Raw genomic sequence first — 22,989 nt, 5'->3', positions numbered from 1 at the left:
CCAGAAATGTTGAATGCTCAAACAAAACTTGACATAAGTAGGTAGACAAAATTATTTGTGTATTTACCGTTTATTTACTAATCGGCTATATTTCCCCTTATATCTTACTTTTTGACTCTTCCCTACCACTGCCAAAATATTAAATTAATTCTGTCCAGGTACTTATTCAATGAAACCAACCCTATGAAAGCCAATTTTTACCTGAACCAAATTAACTTTTTAAACCAATGAACATAACTTATTTATTGACCAAAAAATAAGGTCTCAAGCCTCCCCTTTTAAGGTTTTGCTGGCGCATAACTACGTTAACGGCTGTCGCCGAACTGATAACTGAAATGACACATATAAACTTGAAGATAGCGAAGTTTATCTAATATTTTTTCTCCATACTCTGGAGATATTTCTATGGCGTATTGCTTGCCTCCCTATCACCCTTCTCGAGCCGTGTTCTCAATAAGTAGAGAAAGCCAGAAGATTAATTAAGTCCCTTTATTAAAATTAATTTAGACTATGTTGACACTTTTACAAACATCAAATTCTTCAGATATATACTCACTCCCTTGGCTGCAAGAGGGGGGACTTTTAGCGGTCGGAATAGCTTTAGGATTCTTTTTATATATTGTAGTATTCTCCGCGCTCAAGTCTTTCTTTCGCCGTTCAAGTAATGAAATAGGTATTTTAACTCTAAACATTTTGCAAACTCCTCTACTAATACTTTTTGTACTAATTGCTCTTAAAGTATTAACTTACAGTTTAAATTTGTTAGAAAATTTACCTTTTATTCAAAGATTATTAACAGCCGGAATTGTTGCTGTAACCACTTATTTAATCAATCAGTTATTTACGGAGGTAATTGCTTATTCTCTCAGCAAATATGCAGAAAAAACAGAAGCAGACTGGGATGATGTCTTAGTTCCCCTGATTAAAAATACCCTACCAATTTTAGTCTACTTGATAGGAGGTTTTTTATTCCTCCAAACATTAGGAATAGATTTAAGTGGGTTATGGGTTGCATTTGGCGGCATTACGTTTGTACTCGGTTTTGCACTGAAAGATATTTTATCTAACTTTTTTAGTGGTTTGGTATTATTAGTAGATACACCATTTCAATTTGGTGATGTTGTGTCTTTACAAAATGGCTCAGTCGCTGTAATTAAATCTATTGGAATTAGGTTAACAACTTTATATTTAATTGAAAGTCATTGTGACTTGTTAGTGCCTAACGCTGCTTTACAAAGTCAAAACTTGATTAATTTTAGTCGTCCTAATTCTAACTATTATTATACAATTATTGTACCAATCAGAGCTGATAGCGACCCCAATCAAGCTACCAAAATTATTGAAGAAGTGATTTTAAGCCATCCAGATACACTAGGAGAGATCAAGAAAAAGTTGGTAGCTATAGACAATTTTTACAGAGTTACAGATCAATTATTAGAAGGTGAAGATAATCTTTTATCGAAAAAAGACGCTGGTCATCGACGTCTCAGAGCAGAGGAAAGAGTTAAAGTTAAACTAGAACAAATTCAGAAAGCAATTACAGAATTAGTTAGTAAAATTAAGGTTATGGAAATGCAAGGATTAGATTCGGGAGAAGTTAGAGAAATTCAAGGTTATTATTTAGATATAGTGAGAATGGTAGGGTTGGAAACAGTATCAGAAAAAGAAAAAGGACAAAAGTCATTATATTTGCAAGAATCACAGAAGATGGATGAAGATGCTTTAATTAACTTGCTGAGAAATTGGTATCGAAACTGGCAAAAAGACCCAGATTTAATTCATACAGATAATAAAGTTTTAGAAAATGAGTGGGAAAGAAAAATATATTTTTTAATCAAGAGAATGAACAAGTTATTACAGCAAATTGTTAATGCTAATCGGGGTTTTTCAGAAACAAAATTGGATGATTATACTGAAGAATTATGGACATGGATAGAAGAGAGATTTCAAACTTATGATTTGTGGCAATCTCCGAAAATTTGGATGCAAGATGTGTCGGGAGTTGATTTTGGTACTACTAATATTAATATGGCTGTGAAGTTTTTTGTTGATAATGTGAAATTGGAACAATGTCAGCGTGGCAACCGCATTCGCAGTGAAGTTCATGGAGAAATTGTCCGGCGACTCAGACAAGCTTATTTCTATAGATAATATCAAACCTCACATTGGTTTTCGCCTCGTCCAAAATTTGGGATAAGGCAATCCGGGCATCTCACAATGGCTTGGTAGTTTCCCGATCCATTGATTGATTGTAAGTCGAGTAATAGAGCGATCGCTTCATAAATAGAACCTACATTCCCCACTTCAAAATGTCATACAAGTGCAAGTAGTCAGTAGTCAATAGTCAGTAGTCAGTAGGGAATAATTCTAGCTAATTATCTGGCAACACCCAAGTATTTATGCTTAATATTTGAGTGATATAAAATCCGTTTGAATACTTATTATATATAGCAGTACGCAAATAGGTTAGGACATTTATAAATGCTCAAACTCAGTCAGGGATTACTTTTGACTTTTGACTTTTGACTTTTGAATTGCGCGTAGCGCTATAGTTGGGGAAGAGTTGGGAGAAGGGGAAGTGTCGGGAGATTGAAGTATAGTTATAAACATATACTATATAACCGGATTCTATATGAGAATTTGACTTAACGGAAAGGTCAATGAATAGGAGTTATACAGTATAAATACTTATTAATCTACCAATTTTTATACTACTCTTGATACTACAACTTGAAGTGCAGAATGTGGGCTAGAAGCGATCGCCTCAGCCAAAACAAGCAAATTGGTCACCTCCCCCACCTCCCCCACTCCCCTACTCCCCTACTCCCCACTCCCCATTGCCTCCCCTTCTCCACGAGGATCTGCCGCTGCTTCCAACATTCCACTCTCATCCACCACAACTACATTTGCATTACCCCAACCATCTCGCATTAGCACATTATGTCCGCGCTGTTTCAATTCATTCACAGTTGCCTCACTAAACCCTCCTGTTTCCAACCTCAACTTATCTGGCAACCATTGATGATGAAAACGTGGAGCAGATACAGCTTCCGCAGCATTCATTTGATACTCCAACACATTCAAGACAACCTGCAAAATCGTCGTAATAATTGTACTTCCTCCAGGAGAACCAGTCGCCATAATTAACCGACCATTCTCCGTAACAATAGTAGGAGTCATACTAGATAAAGGAGTTTTTCTGGGAGCTATAGCATTCGCCTCACCCCCCACCAAACCATACAAATTTGGCACCCCAGGAGCAGCAGCAAAATCATCCATCTCATTATTTAACAATATTCCTGTACCAGCAGCTACCACTCCAGCACCAAAACTACCATTAATCGTATATGTCATACTAATAACATTGCGTTCTTTATCTACTACAGTCAAATGAGTAGTATCCGAAGACTCCCAAATATAACTCCTCAGAACTTCTGGTGATACTGGTTGTACTTCAGTCGAACGTCTGACTTGTTTGAGATTAATTTCCTCACGTCTTTGTCGAGCATAATTCAAGCTAGTCAACTCTTTAACTGGCACTTCCACAAAATCTGGGTCTCCTAAATATTTAGAGCGATCGGCATAAGCAACACGCATTGCTTCAGTCAGTAAATGAATAGTATCAGGATTTTCCCTACCCCACTTTTGCAAGTTGCTCTCTCCCACAATATTTAATATTTGTAGTAGATGTACCCCTCCAGAAGATGGTGGCGGCATAGCGCAAACTTTCGCTTGCCGAAACTTACCACAAATAGGTTGACGCCATATTGGTGTATAATCTTTCAAATCTTCTAAAGTAATTAGACCTCCTGCTTTAGCCATATCAGTAGCGATCGCCTCAGCAATTTTACCCGTATAAAAGCTTTGAGGATTTTCAGCAATGGTTTCTAAGGTTTGAGCTTGATCTGTTTGAATCAGCAAATCTCCTGGTTGATATGCTTGGCCATTCTTAGTAAATATATCCCTAGCTGCGGAATTTTTGTTGATTACCTCTAAGTGTTCTTCCAGTTTACTAACGAACAGATCGCTCACCTCAAAACCATCACGAGCATAACGAATAGCTGGTTGTAGTAATTCTGACCAAGGCAACTTGCCATAATATTTGTGAACAGTATACAATCCTGCCACAGTTCCCGGCACTCCCACTGCTAAATGTCCATCTAAACTTGCTCTTTTCTCTACTTCTCCCTTTTCATTAAGGTACATATTTCGGGTTGCTGCTTTAGGCGCTCTTTCCCGAAAGTCTAGCGATCGAATTTTATACTCTTGAGTCTCAGAATTTTCTGGAGGAGTTCCCAATAGTAAAAAACCTCCCCCTCCAATACCTGCCGAAAATGGCTCTACTACTGAAATAGCAAAGGCAGTAGCAACCGCTGCGTCTACCGCATTGCCCCCTTTTTGTAGCATTAACTTTCCTGATTCACTAGCTAGGGGATGAGCTGAAACTACCATACCTTCTTTGCTCCGTTTTAATTCTGCTAGAGGTAAAGATTTTTGGGAGTTGGAAGTACAGCCAAACAGTGATATAGAAACAGCTACACAACTAAATATTAATATTTGGCTTTTAGTCTTAGGAAATCGAATATGAGGCATTTAGCAACTACTGGAATTAATAGTGATTATTCTTACTTCCTAAATTTATCAAAATAGTTAGGTCGCGCAACCCCCCCTTTTAATCAGTTAGCTTCCTAGATCGGAACTAAGTTAACAGTTAAGTCCTTTTTCTAGTTTTATCAAAATAATTCAAGTAAGAGTTTAACTTCTGACTTCTGACTTCTGACTTCTGACTTCTGACTTCTGAATTTTGACTTCCTTATGATTTGTGGTTCAAACTTTTTTTGTCAAATTTTTATCTGAGAATACTTCAACAAAAAATCGAAAAATAGATTACAAATATTTCTGAGATAGATAATTTCCCTATCAACCAATTAAATCTATCAAAATATACAAAAATGCCTTAAAATTTTCTTAATGACTATTACAATTTTATTAAAAACTAATACTGTTTTAGATTTTTGTGAATTATTTAGGCTTTTTTTAAACACAAAATAATTCTTAAACTGTATTGAAAGTACAATACTTCATTAAGTACCACTAAATCTTGTAATTGTCAAGAAAAAACTTTTATAGTTTTAAATTATGGAATGGCAAGAAAATTCTGGTAATTGGGTATTAATACCTTCTCACCCCAAAGCAGTCATACATTTTTTGGGTGGAGCATTTGTTGCAACTGCACCCCATGTCACTTATCGGTGGTTATTGGAGATTCTAGCAAATCAAGGCTATGCAGTAATAGCTACTCCTTTCATCAATACTTTAGACCATTTAGCCATGGCTAAAAATGTTCTCAGCAGTTTTGAGAATTGTCTTAATCATTTATATGCTAGTAGAATACTCAGGAAAAAATCTTTACCAATATATGGAATTGGGCATAGTATGGGATGCAAGTTACATTTACTTATAGGCAGTTTATTTTCTATACAAAGGGCTGGCAATATTCTTGTATCCTTTAATAATTTTGCAGCTCGTGATTCAATACCCCTGGTCGAACAAATATCTTCTGTAGTGAAAGTAGAGTTTACCCCCTCCCCAAAAATGACAAATAGCCTAATTCAAAAGCGTTATCAAATTCGGCGCAATTTATTAATTAAATTTAATGATGATGATATAGATCAAACTCTTCGTTTGAGCGATCTATTGCGACTACGTTTTCCTAGTATGGTAACGGTTCAGAGATTAAATGGAAATCACTTGACACCTTTAGGTCAGGACTTAAGTTGGCCTGTAGGAAAAGTATATACCCCTGTGGATGCGATCGGTCAATGGGTCAAGCAAGAGGTTTATCGGGACTTAAATAAACTTAAACGTGAAATCCTACTTTGGCTGAATCCCCTAGCACCAATATCATAGTTTTATCCCGATCAATTCCAAATTTAGGATTCATGATCGGAAGAATCATTCTCTTCTGGGGAACATGGCCAATATTTTTTGACAATTAACAAACAGTTACGATTATCAGATGTACGGGTATAACTAATATCGTCTGCTATCGCATACATTAATTTTATACCCCGTCCACCACCATGAAAGATATCTATTTCAGAGGGATGTTCTTTTTGCCATTTCAGCAAGTCAAAAGGCTGACCATAATCCCAAATTCTCATTTCCATTTGTTCAGTATATATTTTAACTTCAATATCTATCAGTGTTTCTGTAGATAAATATTCATGGGCATGACGAGTTGCATTAGTAAAACCTTCAACTAAAGCTAGCTTACACTCTAGCCAAACTTTTTTGGGAATTGGTGCTTGGTGTAACTGCTCAAACCATGATAAGATTTTGTCATTTTCTTCCAGGTCTGAACAAACTTGCAAATTGGCTTGATGAAACTTTGGTAATTTATCAGAATCTTTTACTTTAGTCACACTTCGCTTCTTAAGTAATTAGATAATATTTCACATAATATGATTGTAGAGTATCTGTCAATTACAAGTATAAAACCTTGAGATATAATATTATAACTTTATACTGACAAAATTCAGGTTATATCAGAATCAGAATTGCCATTTTGAACTTGAGGATATAACCAATAATTTTTAGTAATTAACAAACAGTTCCGATTATCAGATGTACGGGTATAACTAACATGGTCTGCTATTGCATACATTAATTTTATACCCCGTCCACCAGAAGCCCACGGATCTGTATCTGTTTGTGATTTTAACCATTCTGTTAAATCAAAAGGCTGGCCATAATCCCAAATTCTAATTTCCAGGTAGTCAGTATACATTGTAACTTCAATATCTATAGGTGTTTCTTTGGGCAAATACTTATGGGCATGGCGAGTTGCATTAGTAAAACCTTCAGCTAGAGCCAACTCACACTGTAACCAAACTGTTTTTGGAATTGGTGCTTGATGCAATTGCTCAAACCATGACAAAACTTTGTCATTTTCTCCCAGGTCTGAATGAACTTGCAAATAAGCCTTGCGAAACTTTGGTAATTGATCAGAACCTTTCACGTTAGTCACACTTCGCTTCTTAAATAATTTAGATAATATTTCAGGTATATTTTAAGTTATATTATGAAGTATCTGTCTAAAATTCATTTAAATAATTAAAATTACCTAAAAGCTTGGTTTCTATAGAATCGGTAATAATTAGGTATCTAAATGCAAACTGTTATGGGGCAATATAATCAGCAAAGCTAGGTTGATACTTAAGCCAACTACCTACCTATAGGCATTGTAACTTGTCCCCAGAGAATATTTATTTGGTCTGCTTAGAATAGCTGTACCAACTTTCACTTGTTTCTTTGTGTAGTAGGAGTTTGGTCTCCAAAACCCTAAAATAGTTAATCCCCGTGACTTTAGTCTGGGGAGTAGTCAAAAACTCCTAATGGTCTACTCACTTTTATGTCGGCTTTAGCCGAAACGGTGAATTGTTTAACTAAGTCCATGATATATAAAGTTTTGGTTATTGATGATGATACTGCCATTCAGGAATTGCTCAAAAGAGTTCTGCGGAAACAGGGTTACGAGGTAACAGTAGCAAGTAATGGTGAAGAAGGTTTTGAACAGGCAAAACTCCTGCAACCTGCTTTGATTATCTGTGATTGGGTTATGCCACGGCTCACGGGAATAGAAGTATGCCGTAGGGTTAAAGCTAGTCCCGATCTGTCTACTACTTTCTTTATTTTGTTAACTTCTTTAGTAACGGTTAAAGATCGGGTTAAAGGTCTTGATGCTGGTGCTGATGACTTTATTTCTAAACCGATAGAAATGAATGAGCTGAAGGCTAGGGTTAGAGCTGGACTTCGACTACATCAGCTTTCTCAAGATTTACAGACTCAAAAGCAACTACTAGAAGCAGAATTAGCTGAAGCTGCCGACTATGTGTGTTCTCTCTTACCAGAATCTTTAACAGAACCAGTAAAAGTTGAATCCCAGTTTATTCCTTCTCGCAAGTTAGGCGGAGATTGCTTTGATTATTATTGGTTAGATGAAAATTATTTAGCTGTATATTTATTGGATGTCGCAGGTCATGGTCTACGAGCTGCACTTCCTTCTGTTTCGGTTTTGAATTTGTTGAGGTCAAAGGCCATACCTAATATAAATTACCATCAACCCAGTGATGTACTTAGGGCTTTAAATAATACTTACCAGATGACCTATCAAAATGATAAATATTTTACCATTTGGTATGGCGTGTATAATCGTTCTCAGGGTCAACTGATTTATGCGAGTGCGGGTCATCCCCCGGCTATTTTAATCTCAGGTGATGGTCAACTCGCTCAGGCCAATAAATTGAAAACTCCTGGAATGCCTATTGGTATGTTTCCAGAGGCTACTTATATAGATAATTGTTGTGTAGTCGAAAAGTCTAACTCCCTCTATATATTTAGTGATGGTGTTTATGAAATACCTCAACCTGAAGGTGGAATCTGGGGTATAGATAACTTTATTAATCTAATTTTAGAATACAATCAACATGGTGTTTGTCATCTAGAGAAGGTCTTGGACTATGTGAGAGAATTGAATGGTAGTAATGTTTTTAGTGATGATTTTTCTTTACTAAAGGTTATTTTTGGTTAGGCCGTTTATATCTCCTCAAGTTATTTAGGGATTGATATTAAACAACACATAGAATTCAAAAAGGAAAATTTAAATAGATTAAGGCTAACTATCTCTAATTTATATAACTAATAATCCTAAGTTTAATACTTGTTTCCAGAGTTGCTCATCAGGCTCGGTTTAACTATTTAATAGACTTGCCTCAAAGTGATTACTTAACTGAGATGGATTTAATCTTATCTTATATAGTAGTTAAAAATCAAACATAGAAATTATTCAAGTTCAAGTATTTTAGACTTTAGATAAGTAGAAGCTTAGTTAAAAAGTTTTTATTTAATTTATTGCCGAGGAATCATCAGATAGTTGAGCTTATCTCAAATCAAAAATTTCTTCCTACTCAATTTTTTTTAATGCACCCTTTTTTGATATATGCACCCCTTTTGAGTTATAAATATTTCAGATTTTGTTTGAATTAACACAGGACTTATATAGCAATCCTAAATGATTTTTTATCAATCAAAAAATGGGTAAAAATACCTAAATCATCCTCTTTTAATTGTTAGATTTTGCCTGTTGCCTCAAAACAAACAACATTTTTGATACGACTCAAATAGGATTGCTATAGATAAAAATTGAATCTATTACTTACATACTTTCTAAAATCTAAGATACTGATTCACAAATTTTAGGATTTGCTTTGAGGTTGAAGATTTGTATTAGGTTCGGTAGTAGGTTTTTCAAACTCTTCTCGGTTAGGAAATATCTCAAAAACTCGATCCATGCTTGTTAGTTCAAACAGAATTCTAATTTGCTCATTAATAGAACATACAACTAATTGACATCCAGCAGCACGAACAGTTTTCAGCGCTAAGACTAAAGCACCTAAACCAGAGCTATCCATAAAAGTTACTTCTTGAAAATCTATCACAACAATATCAGCTCCAGCATCAACTTGTTCACTAATTTCTTGGCGAAATGAAGTAGCTTTAGTACCGTCTAAAATACCAGAGGGTTCAATATATTTAACAACAGTGGTCATATTTTCTAGAAACTATAATTCTAAGCATTAGGAAACCTAGGCTAGTATAGCTTATTACTGAGATTAAGTCCAAGTATAACAAAATCAATTCCTAAGTTTTAAGAACAGACAAGTAAAAAGTAAAAGTAATTGTTGCATTGAGCTTATCTGCTCTTTCGATTTAAATTGTGGGACTAACTTTGGCACGGAATAGAAGTTTATTCCCTTGCTTACAGCCAGTATAACGAACTTTTACCATTTCTCCTTTCTGCACAGACCCATCCATCAATTGATGCAACTGAGGGTCAAAAGGAACTTCTTCTCCAACATTACCGATAGATTCTACATTCCACTGTTCCATCAGTTTTTCTACTGGACGTAACAAAGGTAATATTTTAACTGCTGCTAAACGAGGATTTTGTTTAGCTTTCTGTACAACAGTGGGCCATTGTTGTAGCCAAGATTCTAAAATTTGTAAACTAGACTGCTGAAACTCTTGCATTAACAATTTTTTGTGTTGCTCTAATTCTTTCTGGAGATTGTTATATTTTTCTTCTACTAGTGGGGTGGAAGTTGCTGGTAATTTTTTGATAAGTTCAGGTGCAAAATTAGTTAATAGTTCTGTTAAAGTTATTCCTAATGCTTGACTAATTTTGAGTAAAATATCTACTCGCATCCGTGATGCTAGCCCACGTTGCAACCGAATAACTTGTAGCTCAGAAACTCCAGCTTTTTGGCTTAATTCCCTATAGGTGGAAATATTTGCGTTTTGCATTAGGTTTTGTAACTGTGGGGCGTAGTTAATTGGAAAAGACTGATTCATTTCGCCAGATACTAAAGGAAAAGAGCAAACTTTTTTGTTTAGTCTAGAATATACCATAATTGCTAACTATTGGTAGTATAAAATCATTAACTGCTTCTATTTTGAATTTACTCAAGAGAATTGAAGGAAGTTTTTGGGGAAGTGTGAGAAGTGTGAGAAGTATGGGGAGAAGAAAAGTAGTGATAATAATTACTGACCAACTGATAATTGTCAAAAACAGACAAACAATCTTGGTAACTTATGATTTGTTGAATTGTAGCAGAAGTATAGCATTAATACATGGTAATTGGTCTAACAAATCAATATCTTAATTGTTGAAAGCTAATAGCTAATAGCTGAATGTTTACATATTGGTAATTTCAAGGAAGAATAGGTTAGACAGATTACTACTTTATTAAATTTTTGGATATACAAAGGTAGGAAAATTATATTTTTTATCTATTGAATGATTAGTTTAAAATTCTAAATTTCAGAGTAGGATCAAAAATATAATTCAAACAATATTCAAACTAAAAGTAAAGATAATAATTTATATTTTTATGAACAATGGCATCAGAAAATTGGATAGAAGATTTGTCTTGTTGGCATATTTTGAATTATCATAATCTTGAGCCTATATTTTATAAATTTATTTATCTGATACCAAATCTCAAAAATCTGGTTCTATCTTCTTGGAATTACTGAGTAGGGATCTTAGTAATAAGTAGTCTAACACTTAATCCCTAGAATCATTAACAAAATTTCTGAACATTACTTATTATTTAATAACTGAAGTATTAATCGAGTATAGAATTATTTGTTTGAATTGATGTGATTAATAAATTCAAACCAGGTTTTTATAATAAATAATTGCGCTTTTTGTGACGTTTATTTAGTTAAATAATTTCCTAAATATATTGAATAAGTAGGTAAAATCAAAGGCAAAGTTTTAATTTATAAATTGCCAGTTGATTTCTAGTTGTAGTTACTTAATTACTTCCTGTTGATTTAAAAAATATTTACCAATTCTGTTTTTTAAAACTCGTTGCTTGAGGCAATAGGGAGTTAGTGGTAGAAGTGATTGACTTTAACTTATGATTTAATTTTACTGAACAATTAACCTCTAAACACTCTCCCTTTAACAATTAACTATTGTTAAAAATAAATCCTGGAGACTTTACTGATAAGCTTAATATAAGATATTTGAGAGAAAAACATCTATAAAAATAAATATTTTTTTTCTGAAAAACTAAAACAGTTAAAATATTCTGCTTTTCAAGATAGTCATTTTTATGTACAATAATAATAAAATAAATAGTACAGAGGTAAACAAAATTGTCGGCGAAAATATCTAAAGAATTAATCCCAAATACAATATTTATAACAGCTTTGCTACTAGGATTAAATATAATGCCAGTTAAAGCTGTAGAACAATATAACAAATTACTCAAAATCGGAATTATACAAAGATTTGGTGCTAAACCAACAGATAAAATTATTATTGAAGCTACTCCAGGAGATCGATTAACTTTACGGTTTAAAACTCCAGCAGGAGAAGAAACTCTGACTAGTGAAAAACTAGAACTAAAAATTAAAATGAAGCCCCTAGAAAAACCTCTCTTAAAAGAGCGGTTAATTCTTAGTAGTCACCGTAGTTATGAAAATGCTGAAGAAGATGCCCAGCTCTGGAAAAATAAAGGAATAGAAGTAGAAGTAGCTCAACCAAGTAGATGGAAAGTTTGGGCAAAAAGAGAAGTCTATAAAACTCCTTTATTACGACGCTGGCTGTTAGAAAGTATACAAGCTCATAGCAATACAAATGTCTATCTCGATCTAGAAGCTTTAAAACAACAACCCACAGCTTACTGGGATATGAATGGCTATACTTATCATCGCCATGAACTACATATTACTGCCGGGAAAAATGAAATTATAGTCAATAATCAATTTAACCAAGACACAGCAATGCCAGAAGAAAGACGCTATGCTGGCTCATTAAAACTACAACCTAATGCTTATGGTACCTACACATTGGTGAATAATGTACCAATAGAAACTTATATTCGGGGAGTAGTACCCCATGAATTAGGAGCTTGGCCACCAAAAGCATCCCTAGAAGCTCAGGCAATTTTAGCTAGAACTTACGCACTCAGAAATTTACATCGCTTTGTAGCAGATAATTATGAGTTGTGTGCTGATACTCACTGTCAAGTTTATAAAGGATTAGATGTTTACCCAGAAACAGATGAAGCAGTAGCAGGAACTAGGGGAAAAGTTCTTACTTATGAAAACGAGTTGATAGATGCAGTTTACTTTGCTGTTAGTGGGGGTGTTACGGCAGATTTTAATGATTTGTGGAATGGTACTGAACGTCCTTATTTACAACCTGTTGTTGATGCGGCTAATAATATTTGGGATTTATCTACAAATAGTTTAGCTTCTGAACAAAACTTCCGTAAGTTTATGAGTCTTAAAAAAGGATTTAATGAAGAGGGTTGGATAGAATTTCGTTGGCGGGAAGTTGTTAGTTTACCTGGGATAGTTAGCTATTTAAAGAGTTATTTTCGACAGAAAAAAAGTCCTTTTGCTCAGTTTGAAACAATTCAAAAAGTAGAGGTTACTGAGCGATCGCCTAGTGGTCGTGTATTAAAAATGGATATTGAAACAGACCTAGGTATTATACAACTGAATAAGGATGAAGTACAGAATGCTTTTTGGGTGCCTTGGAGTACACTATTTTATCTAGATCCTATATACAAACCTGATAAAACTTTGTGGGGCTATGCTTTTATTGGTGGTGGGTTTGGACACGGAGTAGGTTTTAGTCAAAAAGGTTCAATTAAGCTAGCTGAGTTAGGTTGGAGTAGCGATCGCATTCTCAATTTTTATTTTTCAGGAACCGCAGTTCAACCTCTCAGCGAGTTAGTTACTTTTGGACAAAAATAGTTATAGTCATTAAGGCCAAATAGGTTGGTTGTTTATAGAGTTTTTCTGAATCATCACAACTTAAAACCAGTAGGAAGTTTTATGGAACTCCCTACTGTGCTGTACCCAAATTAAAACTTCTATATAGTTGATTCCAATCAACTATAAACAATCAAAAAAATCTAAATTACTCTACATTCTAACATGATTGATAACTAACTATTATGTTAGACTTTCTTCTTGGTGAGTCATAATAGTACAGTCTTTTTTTGGATACGCAACACAAGTTAGCACATATCCAGCTTGGATCTGATCATCATCTAAGAATGACTGATCGCTTTGATCTAAACAATCATCTGCATTGCCTTCTACTTTTCCCGCACAACTTGAGCAAGCACCAGCACGACAGGAGTAGGGTAAGTCTAAACCGGCTTCTTCCGCAGCATCTAGAATATATGTATCATCGGCACAATCAATAGTTTGATTAATTCCTTCTGTTTCATTAATCAGAGTAACTTTATATGTAGCCATGTTATTTTCCTCTCAAAATTGGTAGACAAATCTTTGATGATTCTTGATTGACTTCAAAGTTGTAAATTAAAGTCTTTAGTAAAGTTCTTCTTCTTGGTGAGTTATGATAGTACAATCAGAAGTAGGATAAGCTACACAAGTTAATACATATCCTGCTGTCATTTGGTCGTCATCTAAGAAAGACTGGTCAGACTGATCTACTGTACCTAATTCTATTTTACCAGCACAGGTAGAACAAGCACCTGCACGACAGGAGTAGGGTAAATCAAGCCCTTGTTCTTCCGCTTCATCAAGAATATACTTATCATCAGCACAATCAATTGTTGAGTCTCCATCTGGAGTTTTTAGTGTGACTTTGTAAGTTGCCATATTATGCTCCTTAATTCATTTGTCTCATCATTTTTTCATATCTACTCAGATGTTCCAATCTTTTCAGATAATGACTTAGCTTAACTTTTGATATTTCTTAAGTAGTTTTGCTAGATCAACTTTTTTACCATTGCTCAAAGTTGGAAATATTTTTATTCGTAAGTCTATAGTTTAGCTACGTAACATGAAAAGCTTGGTAACAATCAAAAGTATAACTTTTCTTATAGCTTGAGATTCGCGGGGTTTAGTAGATATCTAGGATAGAATTTCCAATCAATTCCAATTTGATCTCGATCCCTTCTACTAACTTCTTGGAATTTCATTTAGAGACTAATTTCTCAAACAATCAACAATATTAAGATTTGCTAGCTCAAACCCTAGCAAATTCTCCAAATTATCCTAGACTAGAACCTTTCAAGAAAAATCTTTATTCCATAGTCTTGGCTAATAGTTGAGCTATATTAAACTATTAGCCAATTGAGTATTACAGATTATCTTCCTGATTAGTTAAAATTTTACAATCAGATGTTGGCTTGGCTACACAAGTTAGTACCCATCCCTCACCTATTTGATCGTCGTCTAAGAAAGACTGATCGTCTTGATCTACTGTGCCTGACTCAATTTTACCAGCACAACTGGAGCAAGCACCAGCACGACAGGAATAAGGTAAATCTAATCCTTGCTCTTCAGCAACGTCTAGGATAATGTCATCTTCAGAGCAATCAATTACTTTTTCACCATCTGGTGTAACTAGAGTAACTTTGTAAGTAGCCATTTAATTTTCTTCTCCAGAGTTTAGTTTATTTATAAGTTAAACTTATACAAATTACCAGACTTGATTACCTAGAATCTTTGTACTTGTTTTTTTCTATCTCTGATATTAAGCGAAAAAAGCAAACTTGTAAAACCTATTCGACCCAAAATTACTATAGAATTTATTATAAATAATTCTAATTTAATTCTGATTACTTATATCTTAATTGGCCATTTTTTGGACTTGTATATTAAAAAAGTCTTAAGCATACCACAAATTTTAAATTTATAATTTAATATAAACATTTTTTGTAATTCTATATTTTACTATGAGTCAAACCAATATCTCTGCGTCTTTCTGTTGTATGCCAATCAGAGTTGGTATTGTTGGCACTGGTTATGCAGCTAAGGCTAGAGCTGAGGCATTGAAAGGAGATGAGCAATTCCTTTCCTGCGGAATGCAGCCTCTTGCAGAGGAGATGCGCAAACGCAAACAGAATCCTACGCGATCGCTCCTAGTCACAGTTGCAGGTCATACCCCAGAAACAGCCGAAGCATTTAGTCAAACTTTCCAAGTTCAGAGTACAACTTCTTGGCAACAACTGGTAGAAAGAGAAGATTTAGATCTAGTCATCATTTCTACTATTAATAGAGATCATGGAGCGATCGCTCGTGCCGCTCTAGAAAACGACAAACATATTATAGTTGAGTATCCTCTTTCGCTAGACCCAACTGAAGCCGAGTCATTAGTTTCTCTAGCAGCCAAGAAAAATAAACTATTACACGTTGAACATATAGAACTTCTGGGTGGTCTACACAATGCCATTAAACAATCTTTGTCCAAGATTGGTAAAATTTTCTACGCTCGTTACGTCACAATTAATTCTAAACAACCTGCGCCCCAAAAGTGGACTTATCGCTCTTCATTATTTGGCTTTCCTTTTGTGGGAGCACTTTCTCGTTTGCATCGGTTTACCGATTTATTCGGTCAGGTTGATGCCGTTAATTGCCAAAGTCAGTTTTGGTATACTGACATCGATCTTTATAAAGCCTGTTTGTGTAATGCTCAGTTAAGGTTTAATAATGATGTAATTGGGGAAGTTGTCTATGGCAAAGGCGAAACTTTTTGTCAGTCAGAAAATATCTTTACTCTTTACGGAGAGAAAGGTACATTAATTTTTACTCCTCAACAAGGTCAACTATTGCAGGGAGAAAAAATACAAAGTATAGAAGTGGGTGCTAGACGTGGTTTATTTGCTAAAGATACGAAAATGGTAATTGAACATTTGTTGGAGGGAACCCCCTTATATGTAACTCCAGAAGCAAGTTTGTATACTTTAAAAGTTGCTGACTTTACCAGAAAAGCATCAGAAACAGGGAAAACTATTGAATTAAAATAATTAGGGTTTGCTGAAAAAGTCTGATGGGTTAAGGTAGGAGTCAAGAATAATAGGGAATTATATAGGGTGTAGAAGATATAATTGTCCTTCAATTTTTCCGCCCTTATCTACTCAAAATGCTGAGATTTTCAGCTTAAGGGAGCAAAATGCTTGCACTTGTTCGCAAAAGGAATGGTTAAAACCTTTGTGTGTAAATGCTTTTAGATTTAATCAGCAAACCCTAATTATTAATTGTTAATTACTATCGGTAAGTCCACTCTCAATATTTTCACTCTAACCAATACCAAACTCAACAATCATTTGCTCTACCTGAGCAGCTACCAGAGGATCTGGGTCATTCCTCAAATTAGGCAATAATTCAACCAATGCACGTTGAGATGCCATCCGCAAGTAAGCTAAAGCTGCCTCCCGCACGAAACCAGTAGGGTGGCGTAAACAAACTAAAGTTTGTTCTGCAGTTAAACTCCAGCGAGCTGCACGAGCCATTTGTAAAGAGCAAGCTAAAGCCCAATCAGAAAGAAAATGACGAAAATCTAGCAGATGCCTTAAGCGATCGCTAGGAGCCATTGGTTGATAAACAACCATCTCAGACAAACTAGTTAATTTTTCCCCATAACTGTTTTGATCCAAAATATCAATCAACGATCGCTTACAAGAAATATCTACAGTATTATCCAAAATTTCTAAACCACGAGCCACATTTGAACGGGAATCAGACTTAATATTAAAAGCTGCTGCTTGAATAGAACCCAATGGGTAAAGAAACTTCATTAACAAAAAACACTGTTCTATAGCATCTAACTCCAACAATTTTAGAGACCGTAGCAATATTTCTGTATAATCAGTTGTTAGTTTTCCATTACCTTCCTCTAAAGCACCAGAGTGAGAATTAGTTGAATTAATATCTACCCCAGACAAATCTACTATGCCTGCATAAATCTGTCCCAGAAACATCAATTCTTGCTCTATTAAAATTTCAACTCCACTGCGACCTACTCGTTCCAATACCCCTTCAATTCCAACTTCTCCTGGCATTTTCAATAATCTGCGTAGAATATTTCGGCGTGTCATACCCCAGGTAGTCATCATTCTATTTACCAGAGAATCTAGTGCTTCAATTGTACCAATTTCACTAATAGCAGTCCAAGCTTGTAATCTCACTAAATCGGACTTGTGAGTATCATCGGCCAACTTGACCAGCATTGGAATTGCATCATTACCTAATCTTACTAATGCTTGCAATGCAGATTCTCTGGTTGATTTGTAGGATAAAGCCCGTAATAGCGACGGGTAGTAGCTTTCCAAATGAGTAGCCGCGATGACATCCATGCAATATTTTCGCACTCGTAACGATTCATCTTGTAATAGACTAGGAACATACAATCGTAACCCTTGTAAATAATCTGCTTCTCCCAAAGCACGAACACCCATTACTCTTTCCTTTTCCAGTTTAGAAGTAATCATCCGGCGTAAAACATTAGTAGCTTCAGCCTTTTGTTCTATGTCTCCTCGACGCATAATTAAAGCTGCTGCTGTACCTCTCACTACTGGATCTACTGAAGATTGTAAATAAGGTCGTAACTGACTAATATCTGGTTCTGATTCTGTGAGCCAGATGTAGCGTAAGACCAAAGCTAGAACTTCTGGTGGTACTGATGCTTGGGTTAGCAATTGTACTTGTTTAAGATAAGCTGGGTTGGGGTGATTTAACATCACTTCCAGACTTTGGCATTGTAATGCAGGTGACATTACATGTAAAAGAGGGGCTAATATTTCACCTAAATTTTTTTGGTCTATTTGACTTAGTAGCTCAATACATGAACGTTTATCTTCTTCTGAAACTCCCTTTTCCAAAGTTTCTACTACTGATTGTTTCAGAGCACGCATATCTACATCTAATACACCAAATCTTCCTTTGCCAGCGCTTCTTACCAACAAGCCTACATATTGGTTTCTAATTAACCATATCACTCCTAACCATAACAAACCAGATATAATGATTGCGATGACAAATATCAGACCTTGCCGATCTTGAAACCCAACTTGACTGGAGTCTAATATTAATCTACATAACCAGAGAATTGCTAATATTATTAATCCACTCAAACCTGTAGAAAATGGTTCAGCTACCCCATTTACCATTGTCTGAACATCACTACGAATATTTTCTGGTAGAGGTTGGAATAAAACAGGTCCGGTAGTTTCAATTAATGTATAGTGTAGTAACTCATCTAAAAATCTCAGAATTACTAATCCTATAAATACTGAAAATAATCCTGTCATTGCACCTGTAAAAGAAAATAACCCTAGAGCTATTGCTCCTACGGGTAGTATCACTGCTGTACCAAAAACACCTATTCTTTCTACTAAACGACTAGAAGCAAACCATTGAGTTGCTACTTGACAACTACTCAAAATTCCCTCAAATAAGCCCAAGAAACTTGCTATTGTACTTGCTCCACCCACAGCTTGGTTTTGCAATTCTAGTTGATAAAAGAATTGAAAGTCTATTAAAACATATAGGACTTCTGCCATTACAAAGAATATGATTAATGGCAGTATATAACCTTGTAGAGGTCCTTTTATTCTTCGAGTAGAAAATTCTTCTTCGTCCTCTTCTGGTATCCAACGGCTAGAATCAGGAAAAGATTGTTGATATTTCTCTGATAAATATAACAGTATTCCTGAACCCAATACTACCATTAAGCCGGATACTATTGTGACGTTATTCAGTGGCACAAAGTATAGTATTAAAGGTAAAGAAAATCCACTAATTACTCCTGCTACTAAAAAACCACTACTTATTATTGGATATGTCCGTTTAATTTCTCTAATATTAAATAATTGATTAGCTGTGATTGAAGTATTCAGATCATTGAGTAGATAACAAGCTTCTACCCATAACCACATTATAAAGGTAGTAAGAAAAGCTAAACTTTCACCAGCTATCGTAATATTTTCAATGCCAATTCCAAACCTAAATAAGAATAAAGGAATTGCCATTAGTAATAGAATTATCACTATTACTCGGCGCAGAGGCATAATTTTTTGTAGCCAGGAATAGACAAAGCCTAAACCTGAACCTATACCAGCACTAGCAATATATATCCAAGGTAATTTGTCAGCACCATATTGGTCTAAGAATAGACTAACTGTACTTAGTTCTAACCAAATTAACCCCACAGAAGTAAGAGTATATACTGCAAACATTAGTAAGGTTCGCTCTACTTCCTCATAACGGAGATTGAGGGATATTAGCAGTTTATCTCCTAATCCTGTATAACTTTTTAAACTTCTCAGTTCCATGTAGTTTACTGAATAACTAGAGTGTATCGTTAGTAAACTAGTGCCGCTATGGGGAAGTCAAAAGTTATTGATTGGTAAGGCTTTTGGGGTTGTGTAACTGTTCAATTATTTCCACCATCCTGCACTAGAATTTTTTCTGGCCCAATCAGCTCCTTTCTTGATGGCCTCATTTAAACTCAACCCATTAACCTTTCCCAAATACAGAAAAATGTACTTCAACTCTTAACTAGTCAGAGCACCAATTCGGATTGCCTGGCAAGAGGAAAAGTCATCCTTACAGTTACCTCTGGAACTAAATAATATAGTAATTAGTAAACAATTACAACTGGATCAAAGGCAAGTGAGAAAGTGGCGAAAAAAGTGTTAAAAGCTTCTAAGGGACTGGCAATAGCTGAAACTCAACAATTTAGTGACAAGAAATTTAAGCAGATTTATAGAAGAGACCCTCAAATAAGACTGCACAGCTAGTAATAGCCAAATTCTTTCCAGTGAAAGAGGTAGTCCAAATATTAGCATTGACCTGTGAAAAACCGAATTAAATGTTAAATATCAAGTTATATATTGGACTACAAGATAACTAGACCTAGAAGGCTTTTAGAGAAGGATATACGAAAGGTTTTATTACTTCCCAAAAGGTGGGTTGTTGGACGCACTTGGGGTTGGCTGAAATGGTATCAGCCTTTATCTAAGTATTACAAAGTTTTCCCGGAAACTTCCGAAACTTTTTTTTATCTATGTTGCCATTATTTGCCTTTTATTCAAACTTCTCGCTACAGAACTTTTGGCTTTTCAGGACTCTTCTTATTTTCAGTACTCTTCTTAGAATTAGAGGAGTTTTCAGAAATCTTCTTAGGGGAGAACAACATCATCATACTACGTCCCTCTCTCTTGGGAGCCTGTTGAACCTCCGCTAAATCTTTTAAATCTGTCGCCATCCGTTGCAATAATTCTTCTGCAAGGTTACTATGTTGTATCTCTCTGCCTCGGAACATAATAGTAGCCTTGACTTTATCACCTGATTCAAGAAAGCGCTTCGCATGAGATAAACGGACATTGTAATCATGCTCTTCAATTTTATAGCGCATCTTGACTTCTTTCACTTCTGCGTTATGCTGTCTCTTTTTTGATTCTTGTGCTTTCTTTTTCTGTTCAAACAAGTACTTACCGTGATCCATGATTTTACAAACTGGTGGATCAGCTGTATCACTTATGAGAACCAGATCAAGCTCCTTTTCCTCGGCCATACGCAATGCTTCTTTTGTATCCATAATTCCCAGTTGCTTGCCATCTGAATCAATAGCTCTGACTTTAGGAACTCGAATACTGTCATTAATTTGAGGCTGATTACGATTATTTCTTTTTTCGATTGGCATTAATTAGGATTATTAAAATAATTGTTTAGAGGGACATTCGTAACAAATCAGGCTACGGTATTTAGTTATTGATTATTGAGACTTTCAGCGTTCTACTGAGTTTACTCAAAGCAGAGTTTTAGTTTGGGAGACTAGGTTCCTACTTCAGGGATAAATACTGACCGAAGTCCGTAATTTATTCCAGACTCAGAATTAAATCGAGTGGAAAGTCTAGCAATTCTGGCCTTTAATTTTTTTGAAAACTTTACTAATCTATCCGACTGTTTTCGGGACACTCATTTCATTTAAGTTTAATAAATTTGATTAACCACGTTTTGACAGTCAGCTTACTACTATTATATAAAAGTTTTGTACAGGATTTCAAGCCTTAATTAAATTGAATTAAATTAGCCTGGTATTCTTCCTTAAATATTGTAGCAGACTTTTAAAAGTTTTCAAGATTTATATTCTCCATAGATATAGAATAGAGAGGCTTAACTTTGTCCAATTATTTGGCTTCAGTAGTTAGCCCTTACAGCAAAAGTGAGCGATACTATCCTTCAAAAAAGAATGTTACAAATTATAAGCTAGGAAGGTTTTAATGATTAGGTAGTTACTTGTTGAATCTGAAGCTCTGAACCCGGGATATTTGCTGATATTACATTGCTAAGTAAATGTATCATCTAATAGTAGTTATGACCTAGAAAGGAGTTTTTTCCTAACTAAGGGTGGACAGATAGGTATAATTTTAATGTGGAACCAATGAATCCTTAACTATCTCTGACCTATGGATTTTCATACCTAAAATTCACCAATGCCACAAATCTTAATATTTAGAAATATAAATGTACAGTGACTCAAACTAATAGCTACTGGGAAGACAAAATAGGTAATCAACGAGACTGGGTATGGCGAGGATGGCAAACTCGTTACACTTATTCTCGATGCCAAAATAATCATGAAACTTTTGCAGACCATCAATCAGCAAACCCGCCTCTACTACTTTTACATGGTTTTGGAGCATCAATAGGCCATTGGCGACATAATATTAATGTCTTAACTCAAAAACATACAGTCTATGCACTGGATTTATTGGGTTTTGGTGCTTCTGAAAAAGCGATCGCCAACTATGATAGTAGCTTTTGGGTAGAGCAAGTATACGAATTTTGGCAGACTTTTATTCAGGTACCAGTAATATTAGTGGGTAACTCGACTGGTTCATTAATTTCTCTAGTTGCTAGTGCTACTTATCCAGATATGGTTGCAGGGCTGATAATGATTAATCTACCAGATCCGGCTGCTCAAGCAGAAGCAATTCCACCTAAGTTTTTACCTACTGTTGAGTTGATTCAAAATATTGTTGCTTCCCCACTATTATTAAGAGCTTTATTTTTTATTATTCGCAGACCTGCAATAATTGGTCGTTGGGTTAAACTTGCCTATAGTAATCCCAATCTAATTACAGAAGAATTGGTAGATATATTAGCAAGGCCGCCGAGAGATAGGGGCGCAGCTCGTGCTTTTTGTATTATATTTAAGATTATGGGCAGCACTAAGTTAGGGCCTAGTGTAAAAGCTGTACTGCCTACTCTAAAAGTTCCTATCTTATTAATTTGGGGCAAGCAAGATTTATTAATTCCTCTCAAGTTTGCTAATCCTAGTCAGTTTACCCAGCTTAATCCAGGTTTAGAATTCATAGAATTAGATAACGCTGGTCATTGTGCCCATGATGAATGTCCCGAAATAGTTAATCGTTTAATTCTTGATTGGGTCGGTAATATGAAGTCAGAAGTCAGAAGTCAGAAGTTTGAAGTTTAGTAGTGGACTGTTTCAGGTAAAATAGTGCATTAGAATTTTCATTGCGTTTCCGCTGCCGCCGACATTAAAAGTGCAGCTTTGGGACAGTAAACGATAGTGTTTGTGGAGCAGTCCGTCAGGATAGCAATCTAATCGCAAATTTT

General features: G+C 35.2%; 15 protein-coding genes and 1 pseudogene. 6 read left to right on the top strand and 10 right to left on the bottom strand.

All coding sequences use genetic code 11. From position 1 onward, the window contains the following. The first annotated feature begins 510 nt into the window (after nt 1-510). Entirely contained in the window at nt 511-2,151 is a 1,641-nt protein-coding gene (locus ACP6PL_RS27775) for a mechanosensitive ion channel family protein (RefSeq protein WP_426548575.1), read from the top strand. A 669-nt stretch (nt 2,152-2,820) separates the two neighbouring features. Here ACP6PL_RS27775 and ggt read toward each other — a convergent pair. Beyond that, nucleotides 2,821-4,593 carry a gamma-glutamyltransferase gene (gene ggt, locus ACP6PL_RS27770; protein ID WP_426548574.1) on the bottom strand — a complete coding sequence of 591 codons (1,773 nt, stop codon included), beginning with the start codon at nt 4,591-4,593 and terminating at the stop codon, nt 2,821-2,823. 546 nt (nt 4,594-5,139) lie between these two features. On the opposite strand from ggt, the gene ACP6PL_RS27765 reads away from it, so the two are divergent. Beyond that, on the top strand, nt 5,140-5,910 hold the full coding sequence (locus ACP6PL_RS27765) for a DUF1350 family protein (RefSeq protein WP_426548573.1): 771 nt from the start codon (nt 5,140-5,142) through the stop codon (nt 5,908-5,910). A 23-nt stretch (nt 5,911-5,933) separates the two neighbouring features. Here the strand turns inward: ACP6PL_RS27765 and ACP6PL_RS27760 are convergent, their stop codons facing one another. Then, nucleotides 5,934-6,425: an ATP-binding protein gene (locus ACP6PL_RS27760; RefSeq protein ID WP_426548572.1), complete on the bottom strand. Its 492-nt coding sequence runs from the start codon at nt 6,423-6,425 to the stop codon at nt 5,934-5,936. A 113-nt stretch (nt 6,426-6,538) separates the two neighbouring features. Continuing rightward, nucleotides 6,539-7,030: an ATP-binding protein gene (locus ACP6PL_RS27755; RefSeq protein WP_426548571.1), complete on the bottom strand. Its 492-nt coding sequence runs from the start codon at nt 7,028-7,030 to the stop codon at nt 6,539-6,541. 429 nt (nt 7,031-7,459) lie between these two features. On the opposite strand from ACP6PL_RS27755, the gene ACP6PL_RS27750 reads away from it, so the two are divergent. Continuing rightward, nucleotides 7,460-8,593, top strand: coding sequence for a PP2C family protein-serine/threonine phosphatase (locus ACP6PL_RS27750; RefSeq protein ID WP_426548601.1), 1,134 nt, complete (start codon nt 7,460-7,462; stop codon nt 8,591-8,593). Between the two features lie 664 nt (nt 8,594-9,257). Here the strand turns inward: ACP6PL_RS27750 and ACP6PL_RS27745 are convergent. Next, nucleotides 9,258-9,611, bottom strand: a complete 354-nt coding sequence (locus ACP6PL_RS27745; RefSeq protein ID WP_426548570.1) for an STAS domain-containing protein — start codon at nt 9,609-9,611, stop codon at nt 9,258-9,260. A 160-nt stretch (nt 9,612-9,771) separates the two neighbouring features. Then, nucleotides 9,772-10,413 (bottom strand): helix-turn-helix domain-containing protein, encoded by a 642-nt coding sequence (locus ACP6PL_RS27740; protein ID WP_426548569.1) that lies wholly within the window; start codon nt 10,411-10,413, stop codon nt 9,772-9,774. A gap of 1,389 nt (nt 10,414-11,802) precedes the next feature. Between ACP6PL_RS27740 and ACP6PL_RS27735 the strand changes: the two genes are divergently transcribed. Further along, a complete protein-coding gene (locus tag ACP6PL_RS27735) occupies nt 11,803-13,338 on the top strand; it encodes a SpoIID/LytB domain-containing protein (RefSeq protein ID WP_426548568.1) in 1,536 nt (511 codons plus the stop codon). A 201-nt stretch (nt 13,339-13,539) separates the two neighbouring features. Here ACP6PL_RS27735 and ACP6PL_RS27730 read toward each other — a convergent pair whose 3' ends face one another. From ACP6PL_RS27730 to ACP6PL_RS27720, 3 genes are all read right to left on the bottom strand, one after another. Continuing rightward, nucleotides 13,540-13,848 (bottom strand): ferredoxin, encoded by a 309-nt coding sequence (locus ACP6PL_RS27730; protein WP_426548567.1) that lies wholly within the window; start codon nt 13,846-13,848, stop codon nt 13,540-13,542. Between the two features lie 75 nt (nt 13,849-13,923). Beyond that, nucleotides 13,924-14,217 (bottom strand): ferredoxin, encoded by a 294-nt coding sequence (locus ACP6PL_RS27725; RefSeq protein ID WP_426548566.1) that lies wholly within the window; start codon nt 14,215-14,217, stop codon nt 13,924-13,926. 484 nt (nt 14,218-14,701) lie between these two features. Further along, nucleotides 14,702-14,992 (bottom strand): ferredoxin, encoded by a 291-nt coding sequence (locus ACP6PL_RS27720; RefSeq protein WP_426548565.1) that lies wholly within the window; start codon nt 14,990-14,992, stop codon nt 14,702-14,704. Nucleotides 14,993-15,299: 307 nt separating this feature from the next. On the opposite strand from ACP6PL_RS27720, the gene ACP6PL_RS27715 reads away from it, so the two are divergent. Further along, nucleotides 15,300-16,370, top strand: coding sequence for a Gfo/Idh/MocA family protein (locus tag ACP6PL_RS27715; protein WP_426548564.1), 1,071 nt, complete (start codon nt 15,300-15,302; stop codon nt 16,368-16,370). Between the two features lie 273 nt (nt 16,371-16,643). Here ACP6PL_RS27715 and ACP6PL_RS27710 read toward each other — a convergent pair whose 3' ends face one another. Both ACP6PL_RS27710 and infC read right to left on the bottom strand, forming a co-directional pair. Beyond that, complete coding sequence (locus ACP6PL_RS27710; RefSeq protein ID WP_426548563.1) at nt 16,644-19,676, bottom strand: HEAT repeat domain-containing protein; 3,033 nt, start codon at nt 19,674-19,676, stop codon at nt 16,644-16,646. A gap of 845 nt (nt 19,677-20,521) precedes the next feature. Continuing rightward, a pseudogene (infC, locus tag ACP6PL_RS27705) lies at nt 20,522-21,049 on the bottom strand (translation initiation factor IF-3); the annotation flags it as partial. Nucleotides 21,050-21,880: 831 nt separating this feature from the next. Between infC and ACP6PL_RS27700 the strand changes: the two are divergent. Beyond that, nucleotides 21,881-22,846 carry an alpha/beta fold hydrolase gene (locus ACP6PL_RS27700; protein ID WP_426548562.1) on the top strand — a complete coding sequence of 322 codons (966 nt, stop codon included), beginning with the start codon at nt 21,881-21,883 and terminating at the stop codon, nt 22,844-22,846. Nucleotides 22,847-22,989: the final 143 nt, after the last annotated feature.

The sequence above is a fragment of the Dapis purpurea BLCC-M126 genome, assembly GCF_050015975.1.
In the GTDB taxonomy this organism is placed as follows: Bacteria; Cyanobacteriota; Cyanobacteriia; order Cyanobacteriales; family Microcoleaceae; genus Trichodesmium.
The sequence above is the reverse complement of the archived record's forward strand: the minus strand, read 5'-3'. Positions and strand labels throughout refer to the sequence as shown.

Coding starts and splice junctions, on each gene's coding strand:
- ACP6PL_RS27775 (WP_426548575.1), top strand. CDS start 511: ATGTTGACACTTTTACAAACATCAAATTCTTCAGATATATACTCACTC.
- ggt (WP_426548574.1), bottom strand. CDS start 4,593: ATGCCTCATATTCGATTTCCTAAGACTAAAAGCCAAATATTAATATTT.
- ACP6PL_RS27765 (WP_426548573.1), top strand. CDS start 5,140: ATGGAATGGCAAGAAAATTCTGGTAATTGGGTATTAATACCTTCTCAC.
- ACP6PL_RS27745 (WP_426548570.1), bottom strand. CDS start 9,611: ATGACCACTGTTGTTAAATATATTGAACCCTCTGGTATTTTAGACGGT.
- ACP6PL_RS27740 (WP_426548569.1), bottom strand. CDS start 10,413: ATGAATCAGTCTTTTCCAATTAACTACGCCCCACAGTTACAAAACCTA.
- ACP6PL_RS27735 (WP_426548568.1), top strand. CDS start 11,803: ATGCCAGTTAAAGCTGTAGAACAATATAACAAATTACTCAAAATCGGA.
- ACP6PL_RS27730 (WP_426548567.1), bottom strand. CDS start 13,848: ATGGCTACATATAAAGTTACTCTGATTAATGAAACAGAAGGAATTAAT.
- ACP6PL_RS27725 (WP_426548566.1), bottom strand. CDS start 14,217: ATGGCAACTTACAAAGTCACACTAAAAACTCCAGATGGAGACTCAACA.
- ACP6PL_RS27720 (WP_426548565.1), bottom strand. CDS start 14,992: ATGGCTACTTACAAAGTTACTCTAGTTACACCAGATGGTGAAAAAGTA.
- ACP6PL_RS27715 (WP_426548564.1), top strand. CDS start 15,300: ATGAGTCAAACCAATATCTCTGCGTCTTTCTGTTGTATGCCAATCAGA.
- ACP6PL_RS27710 (WP_426548563.1), bottom strand. CDS start 19,676: ATGGAACTGAGAAGTTTAAAAAGTTATACAGGATTAGGAGATAAACTG.